Origin of the sequence: Mycobacterium asiaticum, from assembly GCF_001673635.1 — a bacterium.
In the GTDB taxonomy this organism is placed as follows: Bacteria; Actinomycetota; Actinomycetes; order Mycobacteriales; family Mycobacteriaceae; genus Mycobacterium; species Mycobacterium asiaticum_C.
Window position 1 is genome coordinate 23,069 of the sequence record NZ_LZMH01000080.1, and the last position, 26,166, is coordinate 49,234.

Here is a 26,166-nt window from a genome sequence, read left to right on the forward strand (position 1 = left end):
ATCGGCGCGCCGCGCCACCGCCGGCGCATGCAAGGCCCGGGCTACCAGCTAGTCGCTTGTTGTTCCCACAGCGGTCACAAATAAATCACACATTTCGTCTTTGCGGCCCGCCTCGCTGCACCGCCGCGCCGGCAGCCAGACCGTGGCAGTTACCGCTCGAACTCCAGGTGATGGCGGATTTCCTCGGCGGCCGCCTCGAGGTTGCGGTTCACCAGGCCCCGGCCGATCCATTCGCTGAGCCGGGCGAGGCCCAGGCCCTTGGTCGAGAACGTCAGGCTCAGGGTGAGCCGGCTGCCGTCGGCCTCGGGCTCGACGAGCGCCATGAACGAGTGCCGGGTGCCCTGCACCGACCGCCATTTGAGCAGGCTGCCGCGGGGCGGAGCGATCAGCACCCGGCCACCGAGCTGAATCGTGCCCCCGTCCATATAGACATCCCAAAGTTCGCCGTCCGCACGGGATTTCACGAACCGGCACCGGCTGAACGTGGATACCTGCGGGATCAGCTGGTGCGGGTCGGTGACGAAGCTGCTGCTCTCGTCCAGAGGGCAGCGGACATGGCGGCTAACCGTGATGGTCTGGGTCATCTCACCGGACCAGCGGAACGATGGTCTTGCTGGCCAGTTTCGAAAGCCCGACCTGCATCACACTGGAGACATAGTCGTAGGCGTGATCCCAATCGGGGTCGTCGCCGTATCGCTCACGCAGGTCCACCGGATCGAGCACCTGCATGCGGATCTTGGCCGGCAGCGGGAAGTGTGGCAGGGGCACCGGCGACAGGCCCCACGGAATGCTCAACGTCATCGGCAGGCTTTTGACCCGGGCGAGTTTGTCCAACCGCAGCAGTTGTGCGGTGCGGCGGCCGTCGTTGAGCACGATCAACGTGTCGTGGCCGCCCGTGGCCACCACCGGGACGATCTTGACGTTGCACTTGTGGGCCAACCGTAGGAAACCTTTTCGGCCGGACAAGACGATCTTGTTTCGGTCGCGCCAGGGTCGCAGCGCCTCGACGTCGCCGCCGGGATAGACCAGCGCTGAGCCGCCGCTGTTGAAGACGCGTTCGGCGAACGAGTTCGCGGCCGGAACCACACCGAGCTTGCGGGTCAGTCCCCCGATCCCTGGCGCGGCGGTGATCGTGTCATGGGCGAGGGCGTAAAGCGGGCGGCCCTCGACCGTGAAGTATGTGTTGTAAGCGAGCAGGAAGATGAACGTGTCCGGGGTGGCGCCGCCACCGCTGTGGTTCCCGACGAACAGCACCGGCTCGTCGGGAACGTTCTCAAAACCGTGCACCTCCGCGCGGAACCACACGGTGGCCGCCAGCCACAGCGGGGGCAGGACGGAGCGGATGAACTCGGGATCTCGCTGGCGAAGTTCCTGCGGAAGGCGTTGCCGGGTCACCCGATTGACACTATCCCGCGGGGCGAAGTTTTAATCACGATCGTTGGCGGTGGCCGCACCGGGGTCTGCGCGAGCAGCGGCTATTGTTGCGACGGTGCCTTTCGGGGGTTGGGTTTGCGTCGATTAGCTGATCGAACTATCATCTGGACACATGTCCAGTTTGCTGTCGCGGCCGTTGCGGACCCGTTGACCGCAATGCACCCGGCGCGTTTCCGCGGTGGCCCGCTGGCAGCGAAGGGTTGAGTATGCGAATTGCTCTGCTGTCCTACCGGAGTAAGGACCACTGCGGAGGGCAGGGTGTTTACGTGCGGCATCTCAGCCGCGGCCTGGTGGATCTCGGTCACGAGGTTGAGGTGTTCTCCGGCCAGCCGTATCCCGAGTTACTGGATCCGCGGGTGCGCTTGACCAAGGTGCCCAGCCTGGATCTGTACCGGGAACCGGACCCGTTCCGGGTGCCCCGCCCGAGCGAGATCCGTGATTCGATCGACCTGCTGGAACTCGCGACAATGTGGACCGCGGGATTCCCCGAACCGCGCACGTTCACGCTGCGGGTAGCGCGGCTACTGGCCGAGCGGGCGGGCGACTTCGATGTCGTGCACGACAACCAGAGCCTGGGCACCGGCCTGCTCACGCTCGCCGAGACGGGGATGCCGGTGGTCGCCACCGTGCACCACCCCATCACCCGCGACCGGCTGCTCGACCTGGCCGCCGCGCGCTGGTGGCGAAAGCCGTTGGTACACCGCTGGTATGGGTTCTCCAACATGCAGAAGCAGGTGGCCCGCCAGATCCCGGACCTGCTGACGGTCTCGTCGTCGTCGGCCGCCGACATCGTCACCGACTTCGGCGTCTGCGCCGAGCAACTGCACGTGGTGCCCCTGGGGGTCGACACCGAACTCTTCAAACCGGGATCGACCGCGCGGCGACCGGGCCGGGTGATGGCGATCGCCAGCGCCGACACCCCGTTGAAGGGCGTCAGCACCCTGCTGCACGCCGTCGCGAAGTTGCGGACCAGCCGGGATCTCGAATTGCGTCTGGTCGCCAAGGTGGAGACCAACGGCCCCACGCACAAGCTGATCGCCGAACTCGGGATCTCCGACATCGTGCACATCGCCAGTGGCCTGCCCGACGCGGAGCTGGCCGCCCTGTTCGCCTCGGCCGAGGTCGCGTGCATTCCGTCGCTGTACGAAGGGTTTTCGCTGCCCGCGGTGGAAGCCATGGCCAGCGGAACACCGATCGTCGCCAGCCGGGTCGGTGCGCTACCCGAAGTCCTTGGCACCGACGGTGCGTGCGCGGAACTGGTGGCCCCCGCCGATGTCGACGCCCTGACCCAGGCCCTCGGCAAGCTGCTTGATTCGCCGGAGCGACGCCGGAGTCTGGGCGCCGCCGGGCGGGCGCGAGCCGTCAATGTGTTCAGTTGGGAAGCCGTGGCCGCGCAGACGGTGCGCGTCTATGAGCGGGCGATCGCGCGTCGCGGCGCCATCGAGGGCGAAGCGCGATGCTGACGGTTGACTTCGACCGGCTCGGCATCGGCCCGGGCACCACGGTGATCGATGTGGGCTGCGGCGCCGGCCGGCACGCTTTCGAGGCCTACCGGCGGGGTGCCGACGTGGTCGCGTTCGACCAGGATGCCGCCGAACTGCGTTCGGTGGACACCCTGCTGCGGGCCATGGCCGAGACGGGCGAGGCGCCGGCGGCGGCATCGGCGAAAGTGGTGCGTGGCGACGCGCTCAACCTGCCCTACGCCGACGGCATGTTCGACTGCGTCATCGCCTCGGAGATCCTCGAGCACATCCCGCACGACGACGCCGCGATCGCCGAACTGATCCGGGTGCTGAAACCCGGTGGGACACTTGCGGTCAGCGTGCCGCGCTGGTTGCCCGAGCGGGTCTGCTGGCTGCTGTCCGAGGAGTATCACAGCAACGAGGGCGGCCACGTCCGCATCTACCGGGCCTCCGATCTGCGCGACAAGATCGCCGGCCGCGGCATGGAATTGACCCACACCCACCACGCTCACGCACTGCACTCGCCCTTCTGGTGGCTCAAATGCGCCGTGGGGCCGTCGAAGAACGACCATCCCGCGGTCACCGTTTATCACAAGCTGCTGGTCTGGGACCTGATGCGGCGGCCCAAGATCACCCAGCTCGCCGAGACGGTGCTCAATCCACTGGTGGGCAAGAGCGTGGCGATGTATTTCACCAAACCGCTGACCGCGAAAGCCGAAGCGCCGCAGGGGTACTCAGTTGCGTCGGGATAGCGTGCCGGCCGTTGCGGGAGTCCTGACGCCCGAGCAGTGCCGACAGACCGCGCTGTCGATTGCTGCCGCGCAGGAGCCATCCGGGGCCATTCCCTGGTTCACCGGTGGGCACACCGATCCGTGGGATCACGTCGAGAATGCGATGGCGCTCACCGCGGCGGGCCTGCTCGAGCCGGCACGGGCGGCTTACGACTGGTGTCGCCGCGCGCAGCGGCCCGACGGATCCTGGCCGATCCAGCTGCGCGCGGGTGTGATCGAAGATGCCAACAGCGACAGCAACTTCTGCGCGTACGTTGCCGCTGGCGTCTGGCACCATGTGCTTGTCACCGGTGACGAGAGCTTCGCGCAGACTATGTGGCCGGTGGTGCAGCGGGCGATCGACTTCGTCATCGACCTGCAGACCGGATACGGCGAAATCAGTTGGGCCCGAAGCGAAGCCGGGCCGTTATCAGAGGCGCTGTTGACCGGGTGCGCCAGCATTTTCCACAGTATCCGGTGCGCGCTCGCGCTGGCCGCCCTGATCGGGGAACCGCAACCGGAATGGGAGCTGGCGCTGGGCCGGCTGGGCCACGCGATCGTCGCGCACCCCGAGGCTTTCACCGAGAAGGACCGTTACTCGATGGACTGGTACTACCCGATTCTCGGTAGTGCCCTGCGGGGTCCGGCGGCCGAAGCCCGAATCTCCCAGCGCTGGAACGACTTTGTAGTCGGCGGGCTCGGTATCCGCTGCGTGCTGGACCGGCCGTGGGTAACCGGTGCGGAGACCTGCGAATTGGTGATGGCCCTGGATGCCATCGGCCAAAGGTCAGCCGCGCACCAGCAGTTCGGCGCGATGCAACATCTCCGCGAAAACGACGGGTCCTACTGGACCGGACTGGTGTTCGCCGACGGCAAGCGGTGGCCCGAGGAGCGCACCACCTGGACCGGTGCGGCCGTGATCCTGGCTGCCGACTCGTTGTCTGACACCACACCCGGCAGCGGCATCTTCCGCGGCGACGGACTGCCGATGGGGCTGCAGACCGACTTCGACTGCGAGTGCGTGTCTACCGGCCCTGGTCGCTGAGAACCTCGACCGGCTCCCCGGCCGCACCGCCCACCCGCTGCAGCACCCGCAGCGATCCCGTCACACCGAGCTCACGGAATTGGCCAGAATCTATTGCACGGCAATAGATTTGATACGGCGCGCGGCCGCCGTCCGCGGGATCGGGAAACACGTCGTGGATCACCAGTCCCCCGCCGGCATCCACCCACCTGGCCCAGCCCTCGAAGTCACGGGCAGCGGCCGCCTCGGTGTGACCGCCGTCGATGAACAGGAACTGCAACGGGGACCGCCACCCGCGGGCGATGACCGGTGACTTGCCGACGACGGCGACGACATGGTCGTCGAGTCCGGCGGTGTCCAGCGCCCGGCGGAAGGCCGGCAAGGTGTCGAACAATCCGGTGACCTCATCCACCAGCGACGCGTCGTGGTATTCCCAGCCCGCCTGATGCTCCTCGGACCCGTGGTGATGGTCGACCGTGTACAGCACGCTGGCGGTCTCCTGCGCCGCCGCGCCCAGCAACAGCGTGGACTTGCCGCAATACGTGCCGATTTCGACGCCGACCCCGCCGTTCAGGAAGCGCCGCGCCGCCTCATACAGTGCCCGGCCCTCGTGGCTCGGCATGAATCCCCGAACCTGCTCGGCCAATGCGAACAAGCGCTCGGTCGAGGTGGTGTGGTTGTCACCCATCAGCCGAACCTATCGGGCGCCCAAGCGGCACCGACAGCCTGGTCGCAGTCCTTGCTGGCGCTTGGTGTTGCCGATGCTTGCTGGACAGCCGTCCGGCGCAGGCCTTAGCCGTGCGGCGCCTCGGAAATCTTGCTGTCCGGCTTCCCGACCGTCTGGCAGTAGGCTTGCACCGAAGCCCGGGTCGCGGTGATCTCCAGCGAACTCGGCTCAGCCCCGCTCTTGTCCTTGAGCATCTTGCTGACTTCCTCGCTCTGCTTCTTCTCGTCTTGAGTCGTGTAGTCCTTGCACTTGGTGTCGCCACCGGTATTGATGACTTCTGAGGCCGAACACCCACTGAACATCAGCGCGGCGATGGCGACCATGGCAGGTGCAAGGCGCTTCATCATTACCCTTCCTCAAGTCGGAGTCTCAGCTGTTAATTATCCGCCGCGCGGTTCCCCCAAACGCGCTATTTCTGCAGCGTGAACTGGTTGACGTCGATATAGCCGGTGCGGAAGGCGTTCGCGCAGCCGGTCAGGTACCTGCGGTAGCGGTCGTAGACCTCCTGGCCCTGGATCGCGAGAGCCTCGTCCCGGCGGGTTTCCAGTGACTGGGCCCAGATGTCGAGGGTCTTGGCGTAATGCTGCTGCAGCGATTGGCGACGCGTCAGCCGGAAACCCGCGTGCGCCGAGCCTTCCGCCACCATGTCCACCGACGGCAGGCGTCCGCCGGGAAAGATCTCGGTGCTGATGAACTTCACGAAGCGGATGTGCTCCATGGAGATGGGCAAGCCGCTCGCCAGCAGCTCCGTCATGGTCAGTCCGGTGATGGTGTGCAGCAACATCACCCCGTCGCCCGGCAGCAGCTTGGTGACCCGCCCGAAGAAGTCGTCGTACCGGTCGTGGCCGAAGTGCTCGAATGCCCCGATGGACACGATGCGGTCCACCGGCTCGGCGAACTCCTCCCAACCCTGTAGCAGCACCTGCCGGCTGCGCGGGGTCTCCAGCTGATCGAACATCCGTTGCACGTGGGCCGCCTGGTTCTTGGACAGGGTCAGGCCCACGACGTTCACGTCGTATTTTTCGATCGCCCGCCGCATCGTCGCGCCCCAACCGCAGCCGATGTCCAGCAGCGTCATGCCCGGTTCCAGCCCGAGCTTGCCCAGCGACAGGTCGATCTTGGCGAGCTGGGCTTCTTCCAGGGACATGTCGTCGCGCTCGAAGTAGGCGCAGCTGTACGTCTGGGTGGGGTCGAGGAACAGGCGGAAGAAGTCGTCCGACAAGTCGTAGTGTGCCTGCACATCGGCGAAATGCGGCGTCAGTCGCTCAGACATGAGGGTGTGCCTTTCTGGCCCGAAGCTGCCCGAAACTGCCCCGGAGCTGCCCCGAAGCTGCGTAAGTCAACCCGCGCGCCCTACGCCGGCCCGCAGCAGAATTCCCGCCGCAGCCGCGGCCAAACCGAGCGATGAGTTCCGCGCGCGCCGCCGGTCATAACTTCTAGAACGAACGGATCAACAGCGAAGGGGAATGCCATGCCGAACGCCCTGCCGCCGGTGGCGGACCTGCAGACCTGGCGTGCCGAGCTCGACGAGCTGCGCAAACGCGAGAAGGCCGCCACCCGTGAGCTCGACGCGATCGCGGCCCAGCGGCGCCGGCTACCGATGGTCGAGTTGCCCGACTACACCCTGATCGGTGCTGACGGACCGATCCGGCTGGCCGATATCTTCGCCGGCTGCGCGCAGCTGATCGTCTACCACCACATGTGGACGCCGGGCGCCGAATGGCAGTGCGGCGGCTGCACCGGGTTCACCTCGCAGTTCACCCGGCTCGAATTTCTGGACAACTACGACGCCCGCTTCGTCATCGTCACCAACGGCGCGATCGACGAGGCGCTGGCCTACAAGCGCAAGGTGGGCAACACGATGGAGTGGTACTCAGCTGCCGACAGCACCTTCGGCGCCGACATGGACGCGCCGCCCGGCGGCGGGTTCGCGGTGAACGTGTTCCTGCGCGACGGCGACACCGTCTACCGCACCTGGCACACCGCCGGCCGCGGCACCGAGCAGCTCAGCCACTCCTTCGCGCTGATCGACATCCTGCCCTGGGGCCGGCAGGAGGAATGGCTCGACTCGCCTGAAGGCTGGCCGTCGCGGCCCACCTACTCGGGCTGGCTCGACTCGCCCGACATCGCTCGCGCCTACGGACCCGGATCCGCCGACGCCGAGCGTGGGGCTTAGGCGGAGACCGCCCCCCAGTTCTTCGTACGTGAGCCCCACTTTCGGCGCTCGCAAAGTCTTGACCGACTCCAGATAAGGGCGAAATATAGGGGTTTGTGTCCTCAGCCCAGGATTACGCCGCGCAGTTGCGGATGGCGGATTTGCGGGTGACGCGTCCTCGGGTCGCGGTGATGGAGGCGGTGCGCGCCCACCCACACGCCGACACCGACACGATCTTCTCGGCGGTGCGGCAAGGGCTGCCCGACGTGTCGCGCCAAGCCGTCTACGACGTCCTCAACGTGTTGACGTCGGTGGGCCTGGTGCGCCGAATCCAGCCGTCCGGCTTGGTCGCTCGTTACGAGGCGCGCGTCGGCGACAACCACCACCACGTGGTCTGCCGGTCATGCGGGGTGATCGCCGACGTCGATTGTGCGGTCGGCGACGCGCCATGTCTGACACCGTCCGACGAAAGCAATGTCTTGGATGGTTTCGTTCTCGACGAGGCCGAAGTCATCTATTGGGGCCTGTGCCCCGACTGTTCTGATTCCTGATCAGCCCGATTCACCAACACCCGGAAGGAATGCAGTGTCATCCGATACATCCGATAGCCGCCCACCCCACCCCGACAACTCGGCCAGCACCAGCGAGAGCGAAAACCCGGGAATCCCGTCGCCCAAGCCGGCGTCGGACACGCCGCGCACCATCCAGGACTGGTGGCCCAACCAGGTCGATGTGTCGAAGCTGCACCCGCACTCGCCGCAGGGCAACCCGTTGGGCGACGACTTCGACTACGCCGCGGAGTTCGCCAAGCTCGACCCCGAGGCGCTCAAGGCGGACCTGGTCACGTTGATGACCACCTCGCAAGACTGGTGGCCGGCGGACTACGGCCACTACGGCGGTCTGTTCATCCGCATGAGCTGGCACGCGGCCGGCACCTACCGCATCTACGACGGACGCGGCGGCGGCGGCCAGGGCCTGCAGCGGTTCGCGCCTCTCAACAGCTGGCCGGACAACGCCAGCCTGGACAAGGCGCGCCGGCTGCTGTGGCCGGTCAAGAAGAAGTACGGCAACAAGATCTCCTGGGCGGACCTGTTGGTCTTCGCCGGCAACGTGGCCCTGGAGTCGATGGGCTTCAAGACATTCGGGTTCGCCTTCGGCAGGCAGGATGTCTGGGAGCCGGAGGACATCCTCTTCGGTGAAGAGGACGAATGGCTGGGCACCGACAAGCGCTACTCGGGCAAGCGCGAGCTGGCGCAACCGTACGGTGCGACCACGATGGGCCTCATCTATGTGAATCCCGAAGGCCCGGAAGGCAAACCGGACCCGATCGCCGCCGCGCACGACATCCGCGAAACGTTCGGCCGGATGGCCATGAACGACGAGGAGACCGCGGCGCTGATCGTCGGTGGCCACAGTTTCGGCAAGACGCACGGTGCCGGCGACGCCGAACTGGTGGGACCCGAACCCGAGGCCGCCCCGATCGAGCAGCAGGGCCTGGGCTGGAAGAGCGCCTACGGCAGCGGGGTGGGCAAGGACGCCATCACCAGCGGTCTGGAAGTGGTGTGGACGCCGACACCGACCAAGTGGGACAACAGCTTCCTGGAGACGCTGTACGGCTACGAGTGGGAGCTGACCAAGAGCCCCGCCGGGGCGTGGCAATTCACCGCGAAGGACGGCGCCGGCGCGGGCACCATTCCCGACCCGTTCGGCGGGCCGGGTCGCAACCCGACGATGTTGGTCACCGACATCTCAATGCGTGAAGACCCGATCTACCGGGAGATCACCAGCCGTTGGCTGAAGAACCCCGACGAGTTGTCCGAGGCCTTCGCCAAGGCGTGGTACAAGCTGCTGCACCGTGACATGGGGCCGATCTCCCGCTACCTCGGGCCGTGGATTCCCGAGCCGCAGCTGTGGCAGGATCCGGTGCCGGCCGTGGACCACGAACTGGTCGACGAGCAGGACATCGCGGCCCTGAAGGCCAAGGTGCTCGAGTCCGGTCTCTCGATTCCTCAGCTGGTCAAGACGGCATGGGCGTCGGCGGCAAGTTACCGCAACACCGATAAGCGCGGCGGCGCCAACGGGGCACGCATCCGCTTGGAGCCGCAACGCAATTGGGAGGTCAACGAGCCGTCCGAGTTGGACAAGGTGCTGCCCGTCCTGGAGCGGATCCAGCAGGACTTCAACTCGTCGACATCCGGCGGTAAAAAGATCTCGCTGGCCGACGTGATCGTGCTGGCCGGGTCCGCGGCGGTCGAGAAGGCCGCCAAGGACGCGGGCTACGAGATCTCGGTGCACTTCGCTCCCGGCCGCACCGACGCCACGCAGGAAAGCACCGACGTGGAGTCGTTCGCGGTGCTCGAGCCGCGAGCGGACGGGTTCCGTAGCTACGTGCGGCCGGGTGAGAAGGCCCCGCTCGAGCAGCTGCTGCTGGAGCGGGCGTACTTCCTGGGTGTGACGGCGCCGGAGCTGACGGTGCTGATCGGCGGTCTGCGGGTGCTGGGCGCCAATCACGGCGGCTCCAAGCACGGCGTGTTCACCGACCGGCCGGGCGCGCTGACCACCGACTTCTTCGTCAACCTGCTCGACATGGGCACGGAATGGAAGGCGTCGGAGACAGCGGAGAACGTCTACGAGGGCGTGGATCGGTCCACGGGTGCGCCCAAGTGGACCGCGACCGCAAACGACCTGGTGTTCGGTTCGAACTCGGTGCTGCGCGGACTGGTCGAGGTGTACGCGCAGGACGACAACCAGGGCAAGTTCGTCGAGGACTTCGTTGCGGCCTGGGTCAAGGTGATGAACAACGACCGGTTTGACCTGAGATAAACACTTCGACCCGAGATAACACATTGAGGTGAGGCGACACCCCGCGGGCAATGCGCTCGCGGGGTGTTCGCTATTCGCCCAAAGTCAGCGGTTGAGGTCCCACTGGCCGAAGTCGGCGGCCAGCACGTCGTCGACGTCGACGTGTATCCCGCCCAGCACGGGGCCGTCCAGCACGCCCTGATACAGCACCGCGGCCGGCTCGCGCTGCCCGTTCGACCATGCTCTTGTCTGCCATGCCCAGCGGTGCCCTGGCGTGGTCGAGTTTCCGACGACGTTGTCGCCGATCGCCCAGCCGCACGCCTGGGCATGCCCGTAGATGCCGGTGCGGCCGACGCCCAGCACGGAGTTGATGCCGCGGAACCATTGCACCGCAATGTCATTCCAGGTGTTTCGGTCGATGTTGTCGTCGACGCTGAAGAAGATCGGCGCCGACGGTGTGCCACCCGCGGCGTTGTGCAGGTTCAGCGCCGTTTTCGCGTCCGCCACGCCGCCGTCGTAGCCGCGGGTGTAGTCGGACGGGTCGGGCCAGCCGGGTTTGCCGTACTGGAAGTTGCTGACGATCTGCAGGCCGGCCGCCCGAAGCGAGTCGGCGTACTGCCGGGTGATGGGCTTGGCCTCGAAGTTGGAGCCGGGCCGCGCCTCGGACACGTAATTCACCACCCCGTCGTAGCCGGCGGCCTTGATCTCCTCGGGGGCGATCCTGCGCTCGGCAAAGTCGATGAGCCGGGTGGCCGCCGCCGAAGCCGGTGGTGGGCTCAACGCCGCAGCCAGCGGCGCCGCGCCCAGCAATACCGGGGCCAGTGCGTAGCGGAAAACGTCGCGTCGGGAAACGGAGCCGGGGGTGTGCTGGGTTGCCGAGTCGTGCATCGCGCGATGGTAACGCGTCAGCCTCGCTGCAACCGAGCCCTGGCCTCCGCTGCCGCGTCCGCGGCAGCTTCGCTGGCGTCCCGCGCGGACCGGTATCGGTCCTCGGCCGCGCTCAGTTCGCGCTCGGCCGCCCGCAGCGTCTTGAGCGCTTCGTCGCGGCGCTGCTCGGCCGCCTCGACCGCGGCACGCCGTTCGGACAGCGCCCGGTCGGCCTTGGCTTCGGCGCGCTCGGCGGCGGCCAGCGCAGCGGTCAGCTTTTCCCGCTGCCGGCGGGCGGCCTCGGCATCCTTGTCGCGTTCGGGTGCCCCAGCCGCTTTCGGTTTCGGCTTCGGTTTCGCTTTCGGCGGTGTCGCCGGCCGGTCGCCGCGCGCCGGTTTCGACACGGCTGTCACGTCGCCGAAATCACCGAATCCGGACCATTGTTCGGCCTTGGCGAGCCGGCCCAGCCGCGCCGCGACGTCCGGGTCGGCGATGGCGGCTTGCAATGTGCCGGCCACGTCGTCACGCACCGCCGCCGAGGGTTTCTTCAGGTCGGCGGCGTCGAAGGCTGCCCGGGTGAGTTCGTTGATCAGGGTGTGCTGACGGGCCGACAGTTCCCGGATCTGCACGCCGTCCATGGCGGCATGGGCGGCCCGCAGGCTGTCGCCGAGCTCAGCCAGGCGCGACTTGGCATCCCGCTGCCCTATCACCAGCCGGTTGACCATCCACGCCGCGGTGGTGGGTCGGCGGGCGGCCGAGATCTCTTTGGCCGTTGCCGCGTCCCCGCGGTCCTTGGCCGCTTTCGCCAATTTCTTGCGCTCGGCCGTGAACTCGTCGGGCGGCGCCCAGTACAGGGTGTCGAGCTCGTCGTCGGCCATACCGCCATGATCTCCCCCGCCCGGGTGAGTAATGCAACTGTTTCGAAGAGCAGGCCAAGGGCTACCTAACGCCGTGATGAAAACCAACCCAGTTCACGGCCGACGCCGCTGGTTGCTGCTGTGCCTGCTTGTTGTGCTCGGCGTAGTCGGCGCAGTTCAGCTGGCATCGCACTGGCGGTGCCCGGACAGCCGCTGCGCCGGCGGCCTGACCACCGCAACGGGACCCGCCCGGGTTACCGTGACGCCCGGTGCCGACGCGCATGATGTTCAGCCGGTCACCCAGGTCGAGGTGAAGGCCGAGACGGGAAGCCTCACCGACGTTCGGATGGTCAACGATGCGGGCAAACCGGTCGACGGTGTGATGACCCCGGACAACACCGTCTGGAAGCCCGTCACCGCGCTGGGCTACGCACGGACCTACACCCTCACCGTCACCAGCCGCGGGCCCAATGGCGAAGAGAACACCCAGGTTTCGTCGTTCTCGACGGTGCGGCCGTCGAATCAGACCAAGGTCACGTTCACCACCACCTCGGAGGCGGCCCTGCGGGAGGGCGGCACCTACGGGGTGGGAACGGTCATCGTCGCGCATTTCGACGAGCCCATCTCCGACCGCGCCGCCGCCGAACGGCGGTTGACGGTAACCACCAACCCCGCGGTGCAGGGTTCTTGGTTCTGGGTCGACGACCAACACGCCCATTGGCGTCCGGAACGGTACTACTCACCGGGGACCACCGTCACGACCGAGGCCAAGATCTACGGAATCCCGGTGGGCAACGGCCTGTTCGGCCAGGAGGACAGCCGCGTGTCGTTCCGGATCGGCGACGCCCACGTCTCCATCGCCGACGACGCCACCAAGCTGATCAGCGTCTTCGACAACGGGAAACTGGTCCGCACCATGCCGACGTCCATGGGGATGGGCGGGACCGAGACGATCGGTGGCCGGACCCTGTCCTTCTGGACCCCGCCCGGCGTCTACACCGTGCTGGACAAGGCGAACCCGGTGGTGATGGACTCCTCGACCTTCGGCCTGCCCAAGAACTCCCGGCTCGGCTATCGCGAAACCATCAACTACGCCACCCGGATCAGCATCGACGGCATCTATCTGCACCAGCTTGACTCAACGGTGTGGGCGCAGGGGCACACCGACACCTCGCATGGCTGCCTGAACCTCAACGGTGAGAACGCCAAGTGGTTCTATGACTTCTCGGTGCCCGGCGATGTTGTGGAGGTCCGCAACAGCGGTGGCCCGCCGCTGAAGACCGAGCAAAACGGCGACTGGACTCTGAGCTGGGAACAGTGGCGCAAGGGCAGCGCGCTGCAAACCCAATAGCGCGCAGTTCGAATCGCCGAGAAGTCAAGTTTATGCAGGTCGCGGACGGTTATCCGGGATGCGCTCGCAGGACCCCGCCCTGGGGGGTATGTCCGGTCGTATGCAAGTCGAAGTCATCGAAACCTCGAGTCTGGGTGATCGAAGCTACGTGGTGGTCGGCGATGACGCGGTGGTGGTGATCGATCCTCAGCGTGACATCGACCGGATCACCCGGCTGCTCGGCGACCGCGCCGGGCGCATCACCCACGTGCTGGAGACACACCTGCACAACGACTATGTGACGGGCGGGCTCGAGCTTTCCCGAGCCACCGGCGCCGAGTATGTGGTGCCGGCGGGCGACGAACAGCTCGGCTACCCCGCCCGCCGGGTGCGCGACGGCGACATCATCAAGGCCGGCGATTTCAGCCTGCGGGCGGTTCACACGCCCGGCCACACCCGCGAGCACGTCAGCTATGTGCTCACCGCGGCCTCGGGTCAGGTGGTGGGCGTATTCACTGGCGGGTCAATGCTTTTCGACACCACCGGGCGCACCGACCTGCTGGGCGCCGAACACGCCCACGAACTCACCGTCGACCAGTACCGGTCGGTGCGCCGGCTGGCCGACGAACTTCCCGCCGACGCCGCGGTCTACCCCACCCACGGCTTCGGCAGTTTCTGCTCGGCCGACACCGCCGGCCGCGACTCGTCGACCGTGGGCGAGCAACGCCGGACCAACCCGGCGCTGACCAAGGATGAAGAAACCTTCGTCGAGGAGTTACTTGCCGGGCTGTCGGACTATCCCGCCTACTACGAGCACATGGGCGTCATCAACCGCAACGGCCCCGAGGCGGTCGACCTGTCGGATCCCGCGCCGGTCGATCCCGCCGAATTGCGCCGACGCATCGAAGCCGGCGAATGGGTGGTCGACTTGCGATCCCGAACCGCTTTCGCCGCGGGGCACCTCGGTGGCTCCTATGGGTTCGAGCTCTCGGACCCCTTCATCACCTATCTGGGTTGGCTGTACGCCTGGGGTGAGCCGTTGACGTTGATCGGCGACGACGCGCATCAGATCGCCACGGCGCGAAGGGAACTGGTGCGCATCGGGGTGGATGATGTGCGCGGCGCGGCGACCGGAGACATCCAGAAGCTGGCCGATGGATCGGAATTGCGGTCCTATCGGGTAGCCGACTTCGGTGCGCTGGTCTCCGAGATCGGTCGCGACGACGTCGCCGTGCTCGATGTCCGCCGCGAGGACGAATTCCTCGACAGTCACGTGCTCAAGGCGATCAACATCCCGGTGCACGAACTGACGCGGCGCCACGACGAACTACCCGACGCCGAGATATGGGTGCACTGCGCGAGCGGATACCGCGCCTCGGTGGCGGCCTCGATCCTGGACAAGTACGGCCGCACCGCGGTTCTGGTCGACGACAAGTTCGGCGCCGCCGAGGAACTCGGATTGACCGAGGCTGGCCGGGGGTCTGCGGGGGCCCCGTCGACGGTCTAGGTCACCGACCTCGGCCGCCGAGTTTGGCCACGACGGTGTCGGCGTCGGCAGCTGCGGCCCGGTTGTAGGGCAGCTTGGACAGGGCGCCGGCCATCGCGCACGTGTCGGTGACGGCCGCGAACGTCAATCCGCCGCCGATCGCGGCCGCGAGCCACTTCAGCTTCGGCAGCACGACGCTGCCGATCACGGACGACAGCACGATGGAGCCCGCGACCAGTCGCACCTGCCGCTCGAGTTCCCAACGTTGCCGCCCACGGTCGAGGGCTCGACCCTCGCCCTGCCAACCCGTGATCCCGTTCTCCAGCACCCGGCCGGAGGGCACACCGGCGCCGCGCAGCAACTCCCCGGCTTTGGCCGCCCGCTGACCCGACTTGCAGACCAGCACCACTTCGTCCTGTGTGAGTTGCTCGGAGATTTCGGATCGACGTGCCCGCAGCACATCCAGGGGCACGTTGTAGGACCCGGCGATGTGGGCCGACTCGTACTCGGCGGGCGTTCGCACGTCCAGCACCCGTGGGGGCCTGGACGAGTCGAGCAGCTTGTCGAGTTCCGCCGGGCTGATGGTGGCCGTAGCCGATGCATTCATGCCGTTCTCCCTCGTCAACTGGGTCGCCGGTGGGCACCGCGATCCGGTGAACTGTCCTTATTCGGATACCCGGCGAGGCGCTCGCAGGCCCCAATTGAAATCGCCGCGACTTTTAGCCCGTCGTCCGGCGCTCCTGCTCGGGTGAAACATTGTTGTTAAGCCGCGCTATGGCCGCGCCGGAGTCGCTAACATCTTGCTGTGCTTGCTCTCGGTGCCCGGAAATTGCTCGTTCGCGGTTTCGCCGCCGCCGTGCCGGCGGTTGCGGTTTTCCTCTCTGGCGTGGTGTTGCCGCCTGGTACGCCCGGTGCCCCGGCAACGGCGTCGGCCAGTTGCCCCGATGTCGAGGTCGTGTTTGCTCGCGGCCGATTCGAGTCTGCGGGACCGGGCACGCTCGGCAACGCCTTCATCAGCTCGCTGCGTTCCAAGATTGGCGGACGCAGTATGGGCACCTACGCCGTGAAGTACCCCGCCGACACCGAAGTCGATGTGGGCGCCAACGACATGAGCCGGCACGTCCAATACATGGCGAACAGCTGCCCGAACACCCGTCTGGTGTTGGGTGGCTACTCACTCGGTGCGGCGGTGACCGACGTGGTGCTGGCGGTCCCGCTGTCCGCCTTCGGATTCGACAGCCCGCTGCCGGAAGGCACCGATCAACACATCGCCGCGGTTGCCCTGTTCGGCAACGGTATTCAGTGGGTCGGGCCGATCACCAACTTCAGTCCGATCTACAACGACCGGACCATCGAGCTCTGTCACGGGGCCGATCCCGTGTGTAACCCGGCCGACCCGAACACCTGGAAAGAGAACTGGCCGCAACACCTGGCCAGCGCGTACGTCGACGCGGGGATGGCCAACCAGGCCGCCGACTTCGTCGCCGGCAAGCTGTAATTACCGGTTTCTGGACCGCAGCGCAGTCCAGCCGATCACCGGCGCCGCGCCGCGCACGACAACCATGCGCTGAACGCGGCGAGCCACCACCAGTCCGGCCAGCTGCACGGCAAGGCGGCCGAGGGCGACCCGGCTCGTTCGTTGTTTCCAGGTCATCGGTCTGCCGGCGGTGCGACGGCCCCACTGGTAACCGATGCACAGGGCCATCCCCAGCGCACAGCCAACGAAGAGCACGGTCATGAGATCAGCGTCCTCGGCCGGCGTCGCAACCGGGTCACACGCCAGCCACACCTCGGCCAACATGGGGCGCCCCGGTGCCCGAAATAAAATCATCGTGATGAATACGGCATCGCGGACGGATTTTAGGGAACCCCCAGCGGGTAAATAAGTTCACGCCGCGCCGAACTATTGCAACGGAATGTCATATCGTCGCCGTGCGAATTTATATTCAATGATTCACCTTGCTGTGCTATAGGGTCGGTCGGCGTGGCGGCCGCAGCGGATACCGGTGCGTTCACCGGTGCCGCCTCTGGTCGGTTGCGGGTGAGCGAATCTGGCCGTGCGGGCATTGCGTGGTGGCCGGCCTGGATGCCAGCCTCACTGCGGCAACGCCAGTCGGCAGGTTTATGGGTCAGCCTGTCGCCCTGCGAAAAAACGGTCACTACAAGGGTTTAGACAGAAGCGTTGGCCTGGATGCAGGCCCGGTATGCCTCGGGAGATCGACCGGCTCTCCGGCGGCGTGGCCGCTCGGCGCCGCTCGATCGGGAGCCGCAGATTATCCGCCGAAGAACTGCTGGGAGGCTGCGGGATTTCTATGAACTAGATGTGACTAAAAATCAACATGAATGTTGAGGAAACATCAAGATCAGGGTCCATTCCGGAGAATCGGGCTCGTTGAACGGGCGGACGCTCTGTCAATACCGTCCTAGACAACGGCAGCACATTGACGTGTATTGAGCCGAGCGTCTGTCCCCACAGCTCGTATGGAGGAACTTTATGTCTTTCGTCCGCACTTATCCAGAGCACCTGGCCGCGGCCGCCAGCAACCTGCGGTCCCTGGGGGCAGCCCTGAACGTGGGTAACGCGGCAGCGGCCGCGCCCACGACGGGCGTCGTTCCGGCGGCCGCGGACGAGGTGTCGATCCTGACGGCGGCGCAGTTCGCCACCCACGCCGCGCGGTTCCAAGAACTGCACGCGCGTGCGGCCCAGATCCAAGCGGCTCTGACGGCCACGCTGGCCACCAGCGCGGGTTCGTATGCGGAGACCGAAGCCGCCAACGCCGCTGCCGCTCACTAGCGCACAAACACCGGGACTTAGGGGATAAATAGCGATGGTTGATTACGGCCTGTTGCCGCCCGAGATCAACTCAGGGCGCATCTACGCCGGTCCGGGCGCAGGTTCGCTGCTCGCGGCCGCCACCGCCTGGAGTGGGCTGGCGGCTGATCTGCAAGCCGCAGCGGCCGGGCATCGATCGGTGGTCACCGCGTTGACCAGTGGACCGTGGCTCGGGCCGGCCGCGGGGAAATTGCTGGCGAGCGTGAGTCCGTTCATCACCTGGCTGGAGACCAGCGCCGAGCAGGCCGGTGAGGCGGCCAGCCAGGCGAGCGCAGCCGTGGCCGCCTATGAGGCGGCCTTCGCGGCCAGCGTGCCGCCGCCCCTGATCGCGGCCAACCGTGCCCAGTTGCAGGAACTGATCACCACGAATCTGCTGGGCCAGAACAGTGCGGCGATCGCGCAACTCGAGGCGCAGTATGCCGAATTCTGGGCGCAGGACTCGGGGGCGATGTACACCTACGCCGGCCGGTCGGCGTCGGCCGCCCAGCTGTCGGAGCTGCCCGCACCGGCCGAAGTCGCCGACCCACTGGGGGTCGCCGACCAGGCCATCGCGGTCTTCAAGGCGCAGGTCAACAGCGTCTACACCAACGTCAACAACGTGACGTCGCAAATCACGCCACGGGTCGGTGACATGCTGAAGACGCTGTCTGCGCCGATCAACGGCGCGGCCATCGACCAGTTCCTGGTTGCCAACACTCCCCTGGACGACATCGTCTCGCTGTACGGCAAGTACCTGTCCCCGTACGTGAACTCGCTGGCGGCGATGATCCAGTCGACGCAGTCCTTCGGTCAGGTCAGCAACGGTCTGACCGCCATGGCCAACTTCGCGAAACCCGCCGCCGCGGCGGCGGGCAAGGCAGCCGAAGGTGCGGCGTCGGCCGCCGGCGCCGCCGCGCAAGCCGCCGGGTCGGCAGCTGCCGGGGTGGCATCCAAGGTTGGCGCCGTGGCCGCGGGCCTGGGTAAGGCAACTCCGATCGGTGGCCTTTCGGTGCCGGCGAATTGGGTTCCGTGGCAGGCCACCACCAACCCGGGCTTGGTGTCCGCGATTTCGACCGGCGCCGAAGGCAACAGCTTCCCGATGGCCCCGCCGTTCGGCCAGTTCGTCAACGGCGGTTACGGCCGCAACCAACCGACCTACGGCTTCAAGCCTTCGGTCATGGCGAAGCCACCGGCCGCCGGCTAACGGCCGGAGCAGGGGGACAAAAGCTGATGGTTGACTACGGCTTGTTGCCGCCTGAGATCAATTCCGGGCGCATGTACGCCGGTCCCGGATCGGGTCCGTTGCTGGCTGCCGCGGCCGCCTGGAGTGCACTCGCCGCCGACCTGCAGTCCGCCGCGGCAGGCCACCGGTCGGTGATCACCGAACTGACCAGCGGCCCGTGGCTGGGGCCGTCGTCGGCGTCTCTGCTGGCCGCGGTGACGCCGTTCATCACCTGGCTGGACGACAGCTCGCTGGAGGCCGAGCAGACGGCAAGTCAGGCGTTCGCCGCCGCGGCCGCCTACGAGGCGGCGTTCGCGGCAACGATCCCGCCGCCGGTGATCGAGGCCAATCGCGCGCTGTTGGCGGTGTTGGTCGCGACCAACTTCCTCGGGCAGAACACCCCGGCGATCGCGGCCACCGAAGCCCTGTACGCCGAATTCTGGGCCCAGGACGCCACGGCCATGTACACCTATGCGGGCAACTCGGCGGCCGCAACCGAGCTGGTGGAGTTGCCCGAGCCGACGGACGTCGCAGATCCCTACGCGCTGATCGATCAGGCAATCGCTGTGTTGAAGTCGCAGTACAACAGCGGTCTCAGCAACATCATGAACATCGCCGGTCAGGTGAACCCGCGAGTGGCCGACGTCCTACAGACACTCTCCTCGCCCATCAACGGCTCGGCGATCGACCAATGGCTGATGGCCAACACACCGCTGGACGACATCGTGCCGCTGTACAGCAAATACCTCTCGCCGTACGTCTCGGCGATCACGGCGGTGTTCCAGTCCGGGCAGGCCTTCGGCCAGGCCAGCAGCGGTTCGATCGCCATCACCACGTTCATGAACAGCGCGGCCAAGGCGGCTCAGGTGGCCGAAGGTGCCGCTCAGGCCGCAGGATCGGCGGCGGGCACCCTGGGCACCAAGGTCGGCAGCGTCACCGCGGGACTCGGCAGGGCGGTACCGCTCAGCGGATTGTCGGTGCCGGCGAGCTGGACCACCTCGGTGAACGCGGCAACGGGTACCGGGGCGACGGCGATCAGCAACGGCACCGCCATCCCGGCCGCGGCGGAGGGAGCCGTCGTCGGCAACACCCCGGTAGCCCCACCGTTCGGGCAGTTCATCAACGCCGGCAACGGACGCAAGACGCCGGCATATGGACACCGACTGACCTTCATGACACGGCCACCGGCGGCCGGCTAACGCCCAGTGCGGCGGATCAGCGAATTTTCAACGCGTCTGGCGTGACTGCTATGGTCGCTTGCTAATGCCCGAAATGGATCGACGCCGCATGCTCAAGCTGGCGGGCCTGATGACAGGTGCCGCCGCCCTGGCCCCCGCTGCAAAGGTCTCCGCGGCGCCCAGCGGCGCATCGGGACCGTACATCTTCCACGACGAGTTCGACGGGCCGGCCGGCTCTGCGCCCGACCCGTCCAAGTGGACCGTGTCCAAGGCCCGCGAGACGATCAAGGACCCCACCTACTGGGAGTTGCCCGAGCACGTCGGCCAGTACCGCGACGACCGGCAGAACGTCTTCATAGACGGCAATTCCAACCTCGTCATCCGCGCGGCGAAAGACGGCAACACCTACTACGGCGGCAAGATCTTCAGCCCTTGGGAAGGCGATATCGGCCACACCTGGGAAGCCCGCATCAAACTGGACTGCCTGACAGCCGGTTGCTGGCCCGCGTGGTGGTTGTCCAGTGACGCCCAGGGTGAAATCGACATCCTCGAGTGGTACGGCAACGGCAAGTGGCCCGCCGCGACCACCGTGCACGCCAAAGCCAACGGCTCGGAGTGGAAAACCCACAACCTCGCCCTAGACAGTGCCTGGCACACGTGGCGAGTCCAGTGGGATGACGCCGGCATGCGGTTCTGGCAGGACTACACCGACGGTGCCCAGCCGTACTTCACCGTTCCGGCGAATTCCCTGGCCGACTGGCCGTTCAACAGCCCCGGCTACCGGCTGTTCCCGATTCTGAATCTCGCCGTGGCCGGCTCGGGCGGCGGTGATCCCGGACCGGGCACCTACCCCGCGCAGATGCTCGTCGACTATGTGCGCGTCTGGTAACTAGCCCGCCGGTCATCCGTCGACGTCACTCCTCCGGCTTCTGCCGCCACTCGTTGATCTTGCGGCCTAACGAATCCGCCGCGGTGGTGGCCGCGCGCCCGACGCCGTCGACCAAGCCGCCGAGGCCGTCGCGAATCCCCCTGATCAGCGGGTCGTCGGACTGGTCGAAGCCGTCCTTGTAGTGACGAGCGGCCTCCCCCAGGTCGTCGGCGAATGAAGCGTTGTCGTCGTCGGCGCGGCGTGGGTAGTCGCCGGACAGCACTTTGGCGTACCCGCCGGTGTCCACCCACTGGGTCAGGGCGGCGGCGCGCAGCACCGAGAACGGGTGGGTTTGCAGTTCCAGATTCAGCAGTTTGAGCACGCCGTCGCGCATGTCGCCCGACCGCTCGTACTCCCGGGCCTGGGCCAGGAAGGCCTGTGAGTCCAGTTTGTCCAGCCGGCTGCCGCCGGCGAGTTTCATCTCCACCCGGATCGCGGTGTCCAGGTCCTGGCTGCACAGTAGCCCCGCGCGGTCTCCGGACAACTCCGACTTCCGCTGCCATTCCAGCAGGGCCGCGACGATCGCGCGCAGCGCCCAGCCGCCAACCGGCATGAATCCGAACGACCGTGCCAGCCGCATCAGATGCATCATCATGGTGCGGTAGACGGCGTGGCCGGACAGCGCATGCCCGAGTTCGTGGCCGACCACGAACCGCAATTCGTCGTGCGTCATCAGGTCGTACAGCCCGGACGTGAGCACGATGAAGGGCTGGTCGATGCCGATGGTGTAGGCGTTGGCCTCCGGTGACTGGATGACGAAGAGTTCCGGCTTCTCCGGCGCGTCCAGCACGTCGGCGCACTCCTGCAACAGCGTGTCCACGTCGGCGAACTGGCGCGGGCCCACCCGCGCGGCACTGGCCAGGTAGAGCAGCCGGTGTTGGCGTTCCCGCAGCATGCCGGACAGCAGCTTCAGGATCTGGTCGAAGCCCTTGAGCCGGCGCAGCGCGGACAACGCGGTCCGGTCCGCGGGGTGCTCCCATGCCCGGGAGCTGATATCGGGGAAAAGCGCGCGCGTCGTGGCCGGCGGGTAGGACATGGCGGCTCCCCTCGTTGGTCGCTCTCAGGATAAGGGGGTAGCCAGGCGTAAAAAGGCAGCAAATACCGGGGTAAGACGTGCGTCGGGGTATCGGTTAAGCGGCAGTGGATGAAGCGGCTACGCGACCGAAAATGCTAGGCGGGTGCGTCGCCGGTCGAGTACAGGCCAAATGCGCGGTCGCGGGCGTGCACGGCGCCGCCCGCCGCGGCGGCGCGTTGCCGGCCGATATGCGCGGGATGCCTGCGCATCGCTTCCTGAAGTTGGCGTTCGCGGCGTTGAGCTGCGGCCCAGCGAGGATGGGACTGCAGGTAAATTACGTTCGCCTCAGAAGAATTCGCCACGATTGTCAACTCCTCTCCGATCTAGCACCGAAAACCACCAACCTGTGGTTTTCAAGCTCTGTTTGCCAGGATGCCCAGCAAAGCTGAGACCTAACCGTGTCCCAAGATGAGAATTTGCCGTGAATTCGTTATCGCACGATGATCCGGGTCCGATATGCGACGGGTCTAGGGAGTTAGCAGGGTGACCGCGCTCCATGGCCTACGGGGTCCGGGTTGGCGCGGATCCGGTTGGGGAAGCAGCGCCGCGGCGCGCATCGGCACTGGTAGGCGACCGAATCGGCGTGCCGCGACCAGCAGCGATTCGGCTTCGACGACGTGCCACCCGAGTCCTTCGAAGTAGGCCAGCCCGTTGTCGGGGGCGAACCGGAACGGCGCGTTCTGCAGGAGCCCGGCCATCCGTTTGTTCATCATTTTTTTCAGGCCCGGCCCGGCGAAATCGAGCATCCACCAACCCACCTCCGGTCGCTTGATGGCCGCCGAAAGCGCAGCCACGTCCCGTTCCTCGAGGTACATCAACAGCCCCTCGGTCAGCACCAGCGCCTTGGTGGCGCCCGCGAGCGCTTCGTGCAGGAACGCATCGCGGGCGTGGGCATCGGCCAGGTCGACGGAGGCACGGGTGAGCCGGCAGTGCGGCGTCTGGTCGGCGAGCAATTGCGTCTTTTCGGCCAGTAACGGCGGCAGATCGGCTTCGACCCAGGGGAATTCGGCCGGCAAGGGCAACCGGTAGGGGCGGGTGTCCAGGCCTGCGGCCAGGTTCAGCACCCGGTCGCAGCCGTCGCCGATGGCGCGAAGAATCGTGTCGTCGATGATCTTGGTGCGCGCGACCAGCCACCAGCCGTTGCGGGTAGAGCGGGGAACGTGGGCGACGATGGCCCGGCCCTGTGGGCCCGCGAGCCGCTCGGCGAGCGGATCGTCGAACAACGCATCCGGCCGAGCCGACTCGGTGGCCCGGTGCAAGGCGGTCCACCGCGCGGTATCGGAAACGTGAGTGATGACGTGGTCGGTGCCTGCCATACGTTGGGTTATAGCAGCCGGCGGTGACAACGAGCCCGATCGTGCGCGCGGGCGCATTCGCCCCCGTTGCGGGGTCCGGTACGGTTCGCTCATGGCCGACCGAAACCGTCGTTTCCTGCTCCGCGAACGTCCCACCGGGCGGATCGGGCCCAATACCTTCGAGCTCGACGAGCAGCTGATACCCGACATCGGCGACGGTGAGGCGCTGGTCCGCGTCGACTGGATCTCTCTCGACCCGACCAACCGTGCCTGGATCAACGACCTGCCTTCGTATTTGCCGCCGGTGGGCATCGGCGAGGTGATGCGCGGTGGTGGGATCGGCGAGGTCATCGCGTCCAAGAACCCGAACCTTCCGGTGGGCCAGGTAGTGCAGGGCCTGCTCGGCTGGCAGGAGTACGTGGTCGCTTCGGCGTCGACGATGGTGATGCCGGTCGAGGTTGCCGAGGGCGTGTCGCCGAGTGCGTACATGGGGGCGCTCGGGATGACCGGCTTGACCGCGTGGATCGGTATCCGCGACATCGGGAAGCCGAAACCCGGTGAGACGGTAGTGATCTCGGCTGCCGCCGGCGCGGTGGGTTCGGTCGCCGGACAGCTGGCCAAGGCCGACGGCGCGCGTGTCGTCGGGATCGCCGGCGGCCCCGAGAAGTGCGCGCTGCTGACCGATGAACTCGGCTTCGACGCGGCCGTCGACCACAAGGCTCCGGACTGGGCCGCACAGTTGGCCGCGGCGACCCCGGACGGCATCGACGTCGACTTCGAGAACGTCGGCGGCGACATCATGGACGCGATCTTCGCGCGGCTGAACATCAATGCACGAGTTGCGTTGTGCGGCTTGATTTCTGGCTACAACGACGCGGAGCCGCCGCCGGGGCCGCGGGCCTTCGGCAACCTGCTCGTCCAGCGCGCGACGCTGCAGGGGTTCATCGTGCTGGACCATCTCGGCCGCGCGCAGGAAGCGGTGAGCGAGATCGCCGGGCTGATTTCGGCGGGCAAGCTCACGCCGCTGGAAACGGTGGTGGAGGGTTTCGAGCAGCTGCCGACCGCGATCAACATGCTGTTCGACGGCAAGAACGTCGGCAAGCTGATGGTCAAGATCAACGGTTAGCGGCCGGCCCGGCCAGATACGCGTCGAGGAAATTCCGCAGCGCGGGTTCCAACTCCGACACGCTTGAGCCGTGCAGCTTGGCGAGCAGGATGAGACCCTGGTAGTGCGCGAACAGGGCGTGGGCCAGTTGGTCCGGGTCGACGTCCGCGCGCAGCATTCCCCGCTCCGCGGCGTCGCGGCAGATAGCGGCGAGCCGGCCCTGCAGCTCCACGAGTCGGTCGGCGAGGTGGCTGCGGACGGCCTCGTCGGTGGTGGACAGTTCGGCGGCGAGGTTGCCGAACGGGCAGCCGACGAATCGTCCGAACTGAGCATGGAGCGCGGCCTGAATCCCGCCGATCGCGGACGGGATCGAGGACAGGGTGTCGCCCGGCGTATCCCCCGGCTGACCGGCCAGCCGGGCGGCGAACAACTGCAGATGCAGATCGATGACGGCTTTCGCCAGGTCGGCCTTGGACGGGAAATAGTGGTAGAAGCTGCCTTTGCGAACGTCGGCGGCCGCGCAGAGTTCCTCCACGCCGACGGCGTGGTAGCTGCGTTCGAGGAACAGCCGGGCCGCGTTCGACACGATGCGATCGCGAGCGTCCGAAGTGCGTGGCACATGGGAATGGTAGCGAATAGTTGACTGGTCAGTCAAAAGTCGGCTACCTTGGCGCGGCAGCACGTCGAATGGAGATCGCCGCTATGAATTCCCCCGCCCCAGAGGTGTTTCGCACTCCCGATACCCGCTTCGAAAACCTCCCCGGATACGACTTCACCCCGCACTACCTCGAGGTCGACGGCCTGCGAATGCACTATCTGGACGAAGGGCCGAGGGATGGGTCACCGGTCGTGTGTTTCCACGGCGAGCCGTCGTGGGCCTTTCTCTATCGGAAGATGTTGCCGCCGCTGGTCGCCGCCGGGCGCCGGGTTATCGTTCCCGACTACGCGGGCTTCGGACGGTCCGACAAACCGACCGACCGGCGCTGGTACAGCTTCGACCGGCACAGCGAATTGGTCGCCGAGGTGCTCGGCGCTCTCGAGCTGGAGCAAGCCACCGTCGTCGTCCAGGACTGGGGTGGCCCGATCGGGCTGCGCTGGGCGGTCGAGCACGAGCCACAGGTGGGCGCCTTGATGGTGATGAACACCGGCCTGTTCACCGGTCGGGTGTCCAAGGGCTTCATGGCCTGGCGCAACTTCGCCGAGAAGAATCCGGACCTGCCGGTGGGCTTCGTGATTCAGAGCGCCACCACGACCGAGCTGCCCGACGAGATCGTCGCCGCCTACGACGCGCCGTTCCCCACTCCCGAGTCCAAGGCCGGCGCCGCCCAGTTCCCGTTGCTGGTCCCGATCGAAGAAGACGCACCCGGCGCTGCCCGGATGCTGGAGATCGCCGATCAGCTGTCCCGCTGGAATAAGCCTGCGCTGGTTGCCTTTTCGGACAGCGACCCGGTATTCCCCTATCCAAAGTCCGGCGAGCTGTTCTGTGAGCTGATCCCCACCGCCGGGGAGCAGGTGCGTATCGAAGGGGCGGCGCACTTCCTGCAGGAAGACCGGGGCGAACAACTCGCCGCCGAGCTGCTCACCCGGCTCAACTAGCGGGCCAGAATTGCCCGAGGTCGCCGCGCCGCTACGGTGA

28 protein-coding genes are annotated in these 26,166 nt (G+C 66.7%); 15 read left to right on the plus strand and 13 right to left on the minus strand.

The window, feature by feature from the left end; translation table 11 throughout:
• Nucleotides 1-149: 149 nt before the first annotated feature.
• Both A5645_RS23685 and A5645_RS23690 read right to left on the minus strand, forming a co-directional pair.
• On the minus strand, nt 150-584 hold the full coding sequence (locus A5645_RS23685) for a hypothetical protein (protein ID WP_065131252.1): 435 nt from the start codon (nt 582-584) through the stop codon (nt 150-152).
• A gap of 1 nt (nt 585) precedes the next feature.
• On the minus strand, nt 586-1,395 hold the full coding sequence (locus A5645_RS23690; protein WP_065038333.1) for a lysophospholipid acyltransferase family protein: 810 nt from the start codon (nt 1,393-1,395) through the stop codon (nt 586-588).
• A gap of 245 nt (nt 1,396-1,640) precedes the next feature.
• On the opposite strand from A5645_RS23690, the gene manT reads away from it, so the two are divergent.
• The 3 genes from manT to mmpH are packed head-to-tail and all read left to right on the plus strand — an operon-like array spanning nt 1,641 to nt 4,712.
• Nucleotides 1,641-2,897: an MMP alpha-(1->4)-mannosyltransferase gene (gene manT / locus A5645_RS23695; RefSeq protein WP_065038334.1), complete on the plus strand. Its 1,257-nt coding sequence runs from the start codon at nt 1,641-1,643 to the stop codon at nt 2,895-2,897.
• On the plus strand, nt 2,891-3,649 hold the full coding sequence (locus A5645_RS23700; protein WP_065131253.1) for a class I SAM-dependent methyltransferase: 759 nt from the start codon (nt 2,891-2,893) through the stop codon (nt 3,647-3,649). The genes manT and A5645_RS23700 overlap by 7 nt, the downstream gene beginning before the upstream one ends.
• Complete coding sequence (gene mmpH, locus A5645_RS23705) at nt 3,636-4,712, plus strand: MMP endo-(1,4)-3-O-methyl-alpha-D-mannosidase (protein ID WP_065131254.1); 1,077 nt, start codon at nt 3,636-3,638, stop codon at nt 4,710-4,712. Before A5645_RS23700 ends, mmpH begins: the two co-directional genes overlap by 14 nt.
• Here mmpH and A5645_RS23710 read toward each other — a convergent pair.
• The 3 genes from A5645_RS23710 to A5645_RS23720 all read right to left on the minus strand — a co-directional run bounded on the left by A5645_RS23710 (nt 4,693) and on the right by A5645_RS23720 (nt 6,691).
• Nucleotides 4,693-5,379, minus strand: a complete 687-nt coding sequence (locus A5645_RS23710; RefSeq protein ID WP_065131255.1) for a class I SAM-dependent methyltransferase — start codon at nt 5,377-5,379, stop codon at nt 4,693-4,695. The two genes, mmpH and A5645_RS23710, sit on opposite strands and share 20 nt — an antisense overlap.
• A 104-nt stretch (nt 5,380-5,483) precedes the next feature.
• A complete protein-coding gene (locus tag A5645_RS23715) occupies nt 5,484-5,765 on the minus strand; it encodes a hypothetical protein (RefSeq protein ID WP_065038338.1) in 282 nt (93 codons plus the stop codon).
• A 62-nt stretch (nt 5,766-5,827) separates the two neighbouring features.
• The gene (locus A5645_RS23720) at nt 5,828-6,691 is read right to left on the minus strand and encodes a cyclopropane mycolic acid synthase family methyltransferase (protein WP_065131256.1); all 864 of its coding nucleotides are present in this window, start codon (nt 6,689-6,691) and stop codon (nt 5,828-5,830) included.
• A 198-nt stretch (nt 6,692-6,889) separates the two neighbouring features.
• Between A5645_RS23720 and A5645_RS23725 the strand changes: the two genes are divergently transcribed.
• The 3 genes from A5645_RS23725 to katG all read left to right on the plus strand — a co-directional run bounded on the left by A5645_RS23725 (nt 6,890) and on the right by katG (nt 10,396).
• Complete coding sequence (locus A5645_RS23725; protein ID WP_065038340.1) at nt 6,890-7,594, plus strand: DUF899 domain-containing protein; 705 nt, start codon at nt 6,890-6,892, stop codon at nt 7,592-7,594.
• Between the two features lie 95 nt (nt 7,595-7,689).
• Nucleotides 7,690-8,124, plus strand: a complete 435-nt coding sequence (locus tag A5645_RS23730; RefSeq protein ID WP_155768144.1) for a Fur family transcriptional regulator — start codon at nt 7,690-7,692, stop codon at nt 8,122-8,124.
• A 34-nt stretch (nt 8,125-8,158) separates the two neighbouring features.
• Entirely contained in the window at nt 8,159-10,396 is a 2,238-nt protein-coding gene (katG, locus tag A5645_RS23735; RefSeq protein WP_065131257.1) for a catalase/peroxidase HPI, read from the plus strand.
• An 84-nt stretch (nt 10,397-10,480) separates the two neighbouring features.
• Here katG and A5645_RS23740 read toward each other — a convergent pair whose 3' ends face one another.
• Together A5645_RS23740 and A5645_RS23745 are read right to left on the minus strand one after the other, a co-directional pair.
• On the minus strand, nt 10,481-11,263 hold the full coding sequence (locus A5645_RS23740; protein WP_065038342.1) for a DUF1906 domain-containing protein: 783 nt from the start codon (nt 11,261-11,263) through the stop codon (nt 10,481-10,483).
• Between the two features lie 17 nt (nt 11,264-11,280).
• The gene (locus tag A5645_RS23745; protein ID WP_065131258.1) at nt 11,281-12,120 is read right to left on the minus strand and encodes a hypothetical protein; all 840 of its coding nucleotides are present in this window, start codon (nt 12,118-12,120) and stop codon (nt 11,281-11,283) included.
• 76 nt (nt 12,121-12,196) lie between these two features.
• On the opposite strand from A5645_RS23745, the gene A5645_RS23750 reads away from it, so the two are divergent.
• Nucleotides 12,197-13,450, plus strand: a complete 1,254-nt coding sequence (locus A5645_RS23750) for a L,D-transpeptidase (protein ID WP_065131259.1) — start codon at nt 12,197-12,199, stop codon at nt 13,448-13,450.
• A gap of 100 nt (nt 13,451-13,550) precedes the next feature.
• Complete coding sequence (locus A5645_RS23755) at nt 13,551-14,936, plus strand: MBL fold metallo-hydrolase (RefSeq protein ID WP_065131260.1); 1,386 nt, start codon at nt 13,551-13,553, stop codon at nt 14,934-14,936.
• A gap of 1 nt (nt 14,937) precedes the next feature.
• On the opposite strand, the gene A5645_RS23760 is transcribed toward A5645_RS23755, so the two are convergent.
• Nucleotides 14,938-15,522 carry a rhodanese-like domain-containing protein gene (locus tag A5645_RS23760; RefSeq protein WP_065131261.1) on the minus strand — a complete coding sequence of 195 codons (585 nt, stop codon included), beginning with the start codon at nt 15,520-15,522 and terminating at the stop codon, nt 14,938-14,940.
• A gap of 198 nt (nt 15,523-15,720) precedes the next feature.
• Between A5645_RS23760 and A5645_RS23765 the strand changes: the two genes are divergently transcribed.
• The gene (locus A5645_RS23765) at nt 15,721-16,413 is read left to right on the plus strand and encodes a cutinase family protein (protein WP_065131262.1); all 693 of its coding nucleotides are present in this window, start codon (nt 15,721-15,723) and stop codon (nt 16,411-16,413) included.
• Here the strand turns inward: A5645_RS23765 and A5645_RS23770 are convergent, their stop codons facing one another.
• A complete protein-coding gene (locus A5645_RS23770) occupies nt 16,414-16,653 on the minus strand; it encodes a hypothetical protein (protein WP_231123362.1) in 240 nt (79 codons plus the stop codon).
• Nucleotides 16,654-17,409: 756 nt separating this feature from the next.
• On the opposite strand from A5645_RS23770, the gene A5645_RS23775 reads away from it, so the two are divergent.
• From A5645_RS23775 to A5645_RS23790, 4 genes are all read left to right on the plus strand, one after another.
• A complete protein-coding gene (locus A5645_RS23775) occupies nt 17,410-17,709 on the plus strand; it encodes a PE family protein (RefSeq protein ID WP_065038349.1) in 300 nt (99 codons plus the stop codon).
• Nucleotides 17,710-17,743: 34 nt separating this feature from the next.
• Nucleotides 17,744-18,931 (plus strand): PPE family protein, encoded by a 1,188-nt coding sequence (locus A5645_RS23780; protein WP_065038350.1) that lies wholly within the window; start codon nt 17,744-17,746, stop codon nt 18,929-18,931.
• Between the two features lie 26 nt (nt 18,932-18,957).
• A complete protein-coding gene (locus A5645_RS29170) occupies nt 18,958-20,148 on the plus strand; it encodes a PPE family protein (RefSeq protein ID WP_081288535.1) in 1,191 nt (396 codons plus the stop codon).
• A 64-nt stretch (nt 20,149-20,212) separates the two neighbouring features.
• Nucleotides 20,213-21,016: a glycoside hydrolase family 16 protein gene (locus A5645_RS23790; RefSeq protein WP_065038351.1), complete on the plus strand. Its 804-nt coding sequence runs from the start codon at nt 20,213-20,215 to the stop codon at nt 21,014-21,016.
• A gap of 25 nt (nt 21,017-21,041) precedes the next feature.
• Here the strand turns inward: A5645_RS23790 and A5645_RS23795 are convergent, their stop codons facing one another.
• From A5645_RS23795 to A5645_RS23800, 3 genes are all read right to left on the minus strand, one after another.
• Complete coding sequence (locus A5645_RS23795; RefSeq protein WP_065131263.1) at nt 21,042-22,091, minus strand: M48 family metallopeptidase; 1,050 nt, start codon at nt 22,089-22,091, stop codon at nt 21,042-21,044.
• 134 nt (nt 22,092-22,225) lie between these two features.
• A complete protein-coding gene (locus tag A5645_RS27380) occupies nt 22,226-22,432 on the minus strand; it encodes a hypothetical protein (protein WP_081288536.1) in 207 nt (68 codons plus the stop codon).
• A 165-nt stretch (nt 22,433-22,597) separates the two neighbouring features.
• Nucleotides 22,598-23,446, minus strand: a complete 849-nt coding sequence (locus A5645_RS23800) for a class I SAM-dependent methyltransferase (RefSeq protein ID WP_065131264.1) — start codon at nt 23,444-23,446, stop codon at nt 22,598-22,600.
• Between the two features lie 91 nt (nt 23,447-23,537).
• Here A5645_RS23800 and A5645_RS23805 point away from each other — a divergent pair, with 91 nt between their 5' ends.
• The gene (locus A5645_RS23805) at nt 23,538-24,551 is read left to right on the plus strand and encodes an NADP-dependent oxidoreductase (protein WP_065131265.1); all 1,014 of its coding nucleotides are present in this window, start codon (nt 23,538-23,540) and stop codon (nt 24,549-24,551) included.
• Here the strand turns inward: A5645_RS23805 and A5645_RS23810 are convergent.
• Nucleotides 24,541-25,149, minus strand: coding sequence for a TetR/AcrR family transcriptional regulator (locus A5645_RS23810; protein ID WP_065131266.1), 609 nt, complete (start codon nt 25,147-25,149; stop codon nt 24,541-24,543). The two genes, A5645_RS23805 and A5645_RS23810, sit on opposite strands and share 11 nt — an antisense overlap.
• An 83-nt stretch (nt 25,150-25,232) precedes the next feature.
• Here A5645_RS23810 and A5645_RS23815 point away from each other — a divergent pair, with 83 nt between their 5' ends.
• Nucleotides 25,233-26,126 (plus strand): haloalkane dehalogenase, encoded by an 894-nt coding sequence (locus tag A5645_RS23815; protein WP_065131279.1) that lies wholly within the window; start codon nt 25,233-25,235, stop codon nt 26,124-26,126.
• Nucleotides 26,127-26,166: the final 40 nt, after the last annotated feature.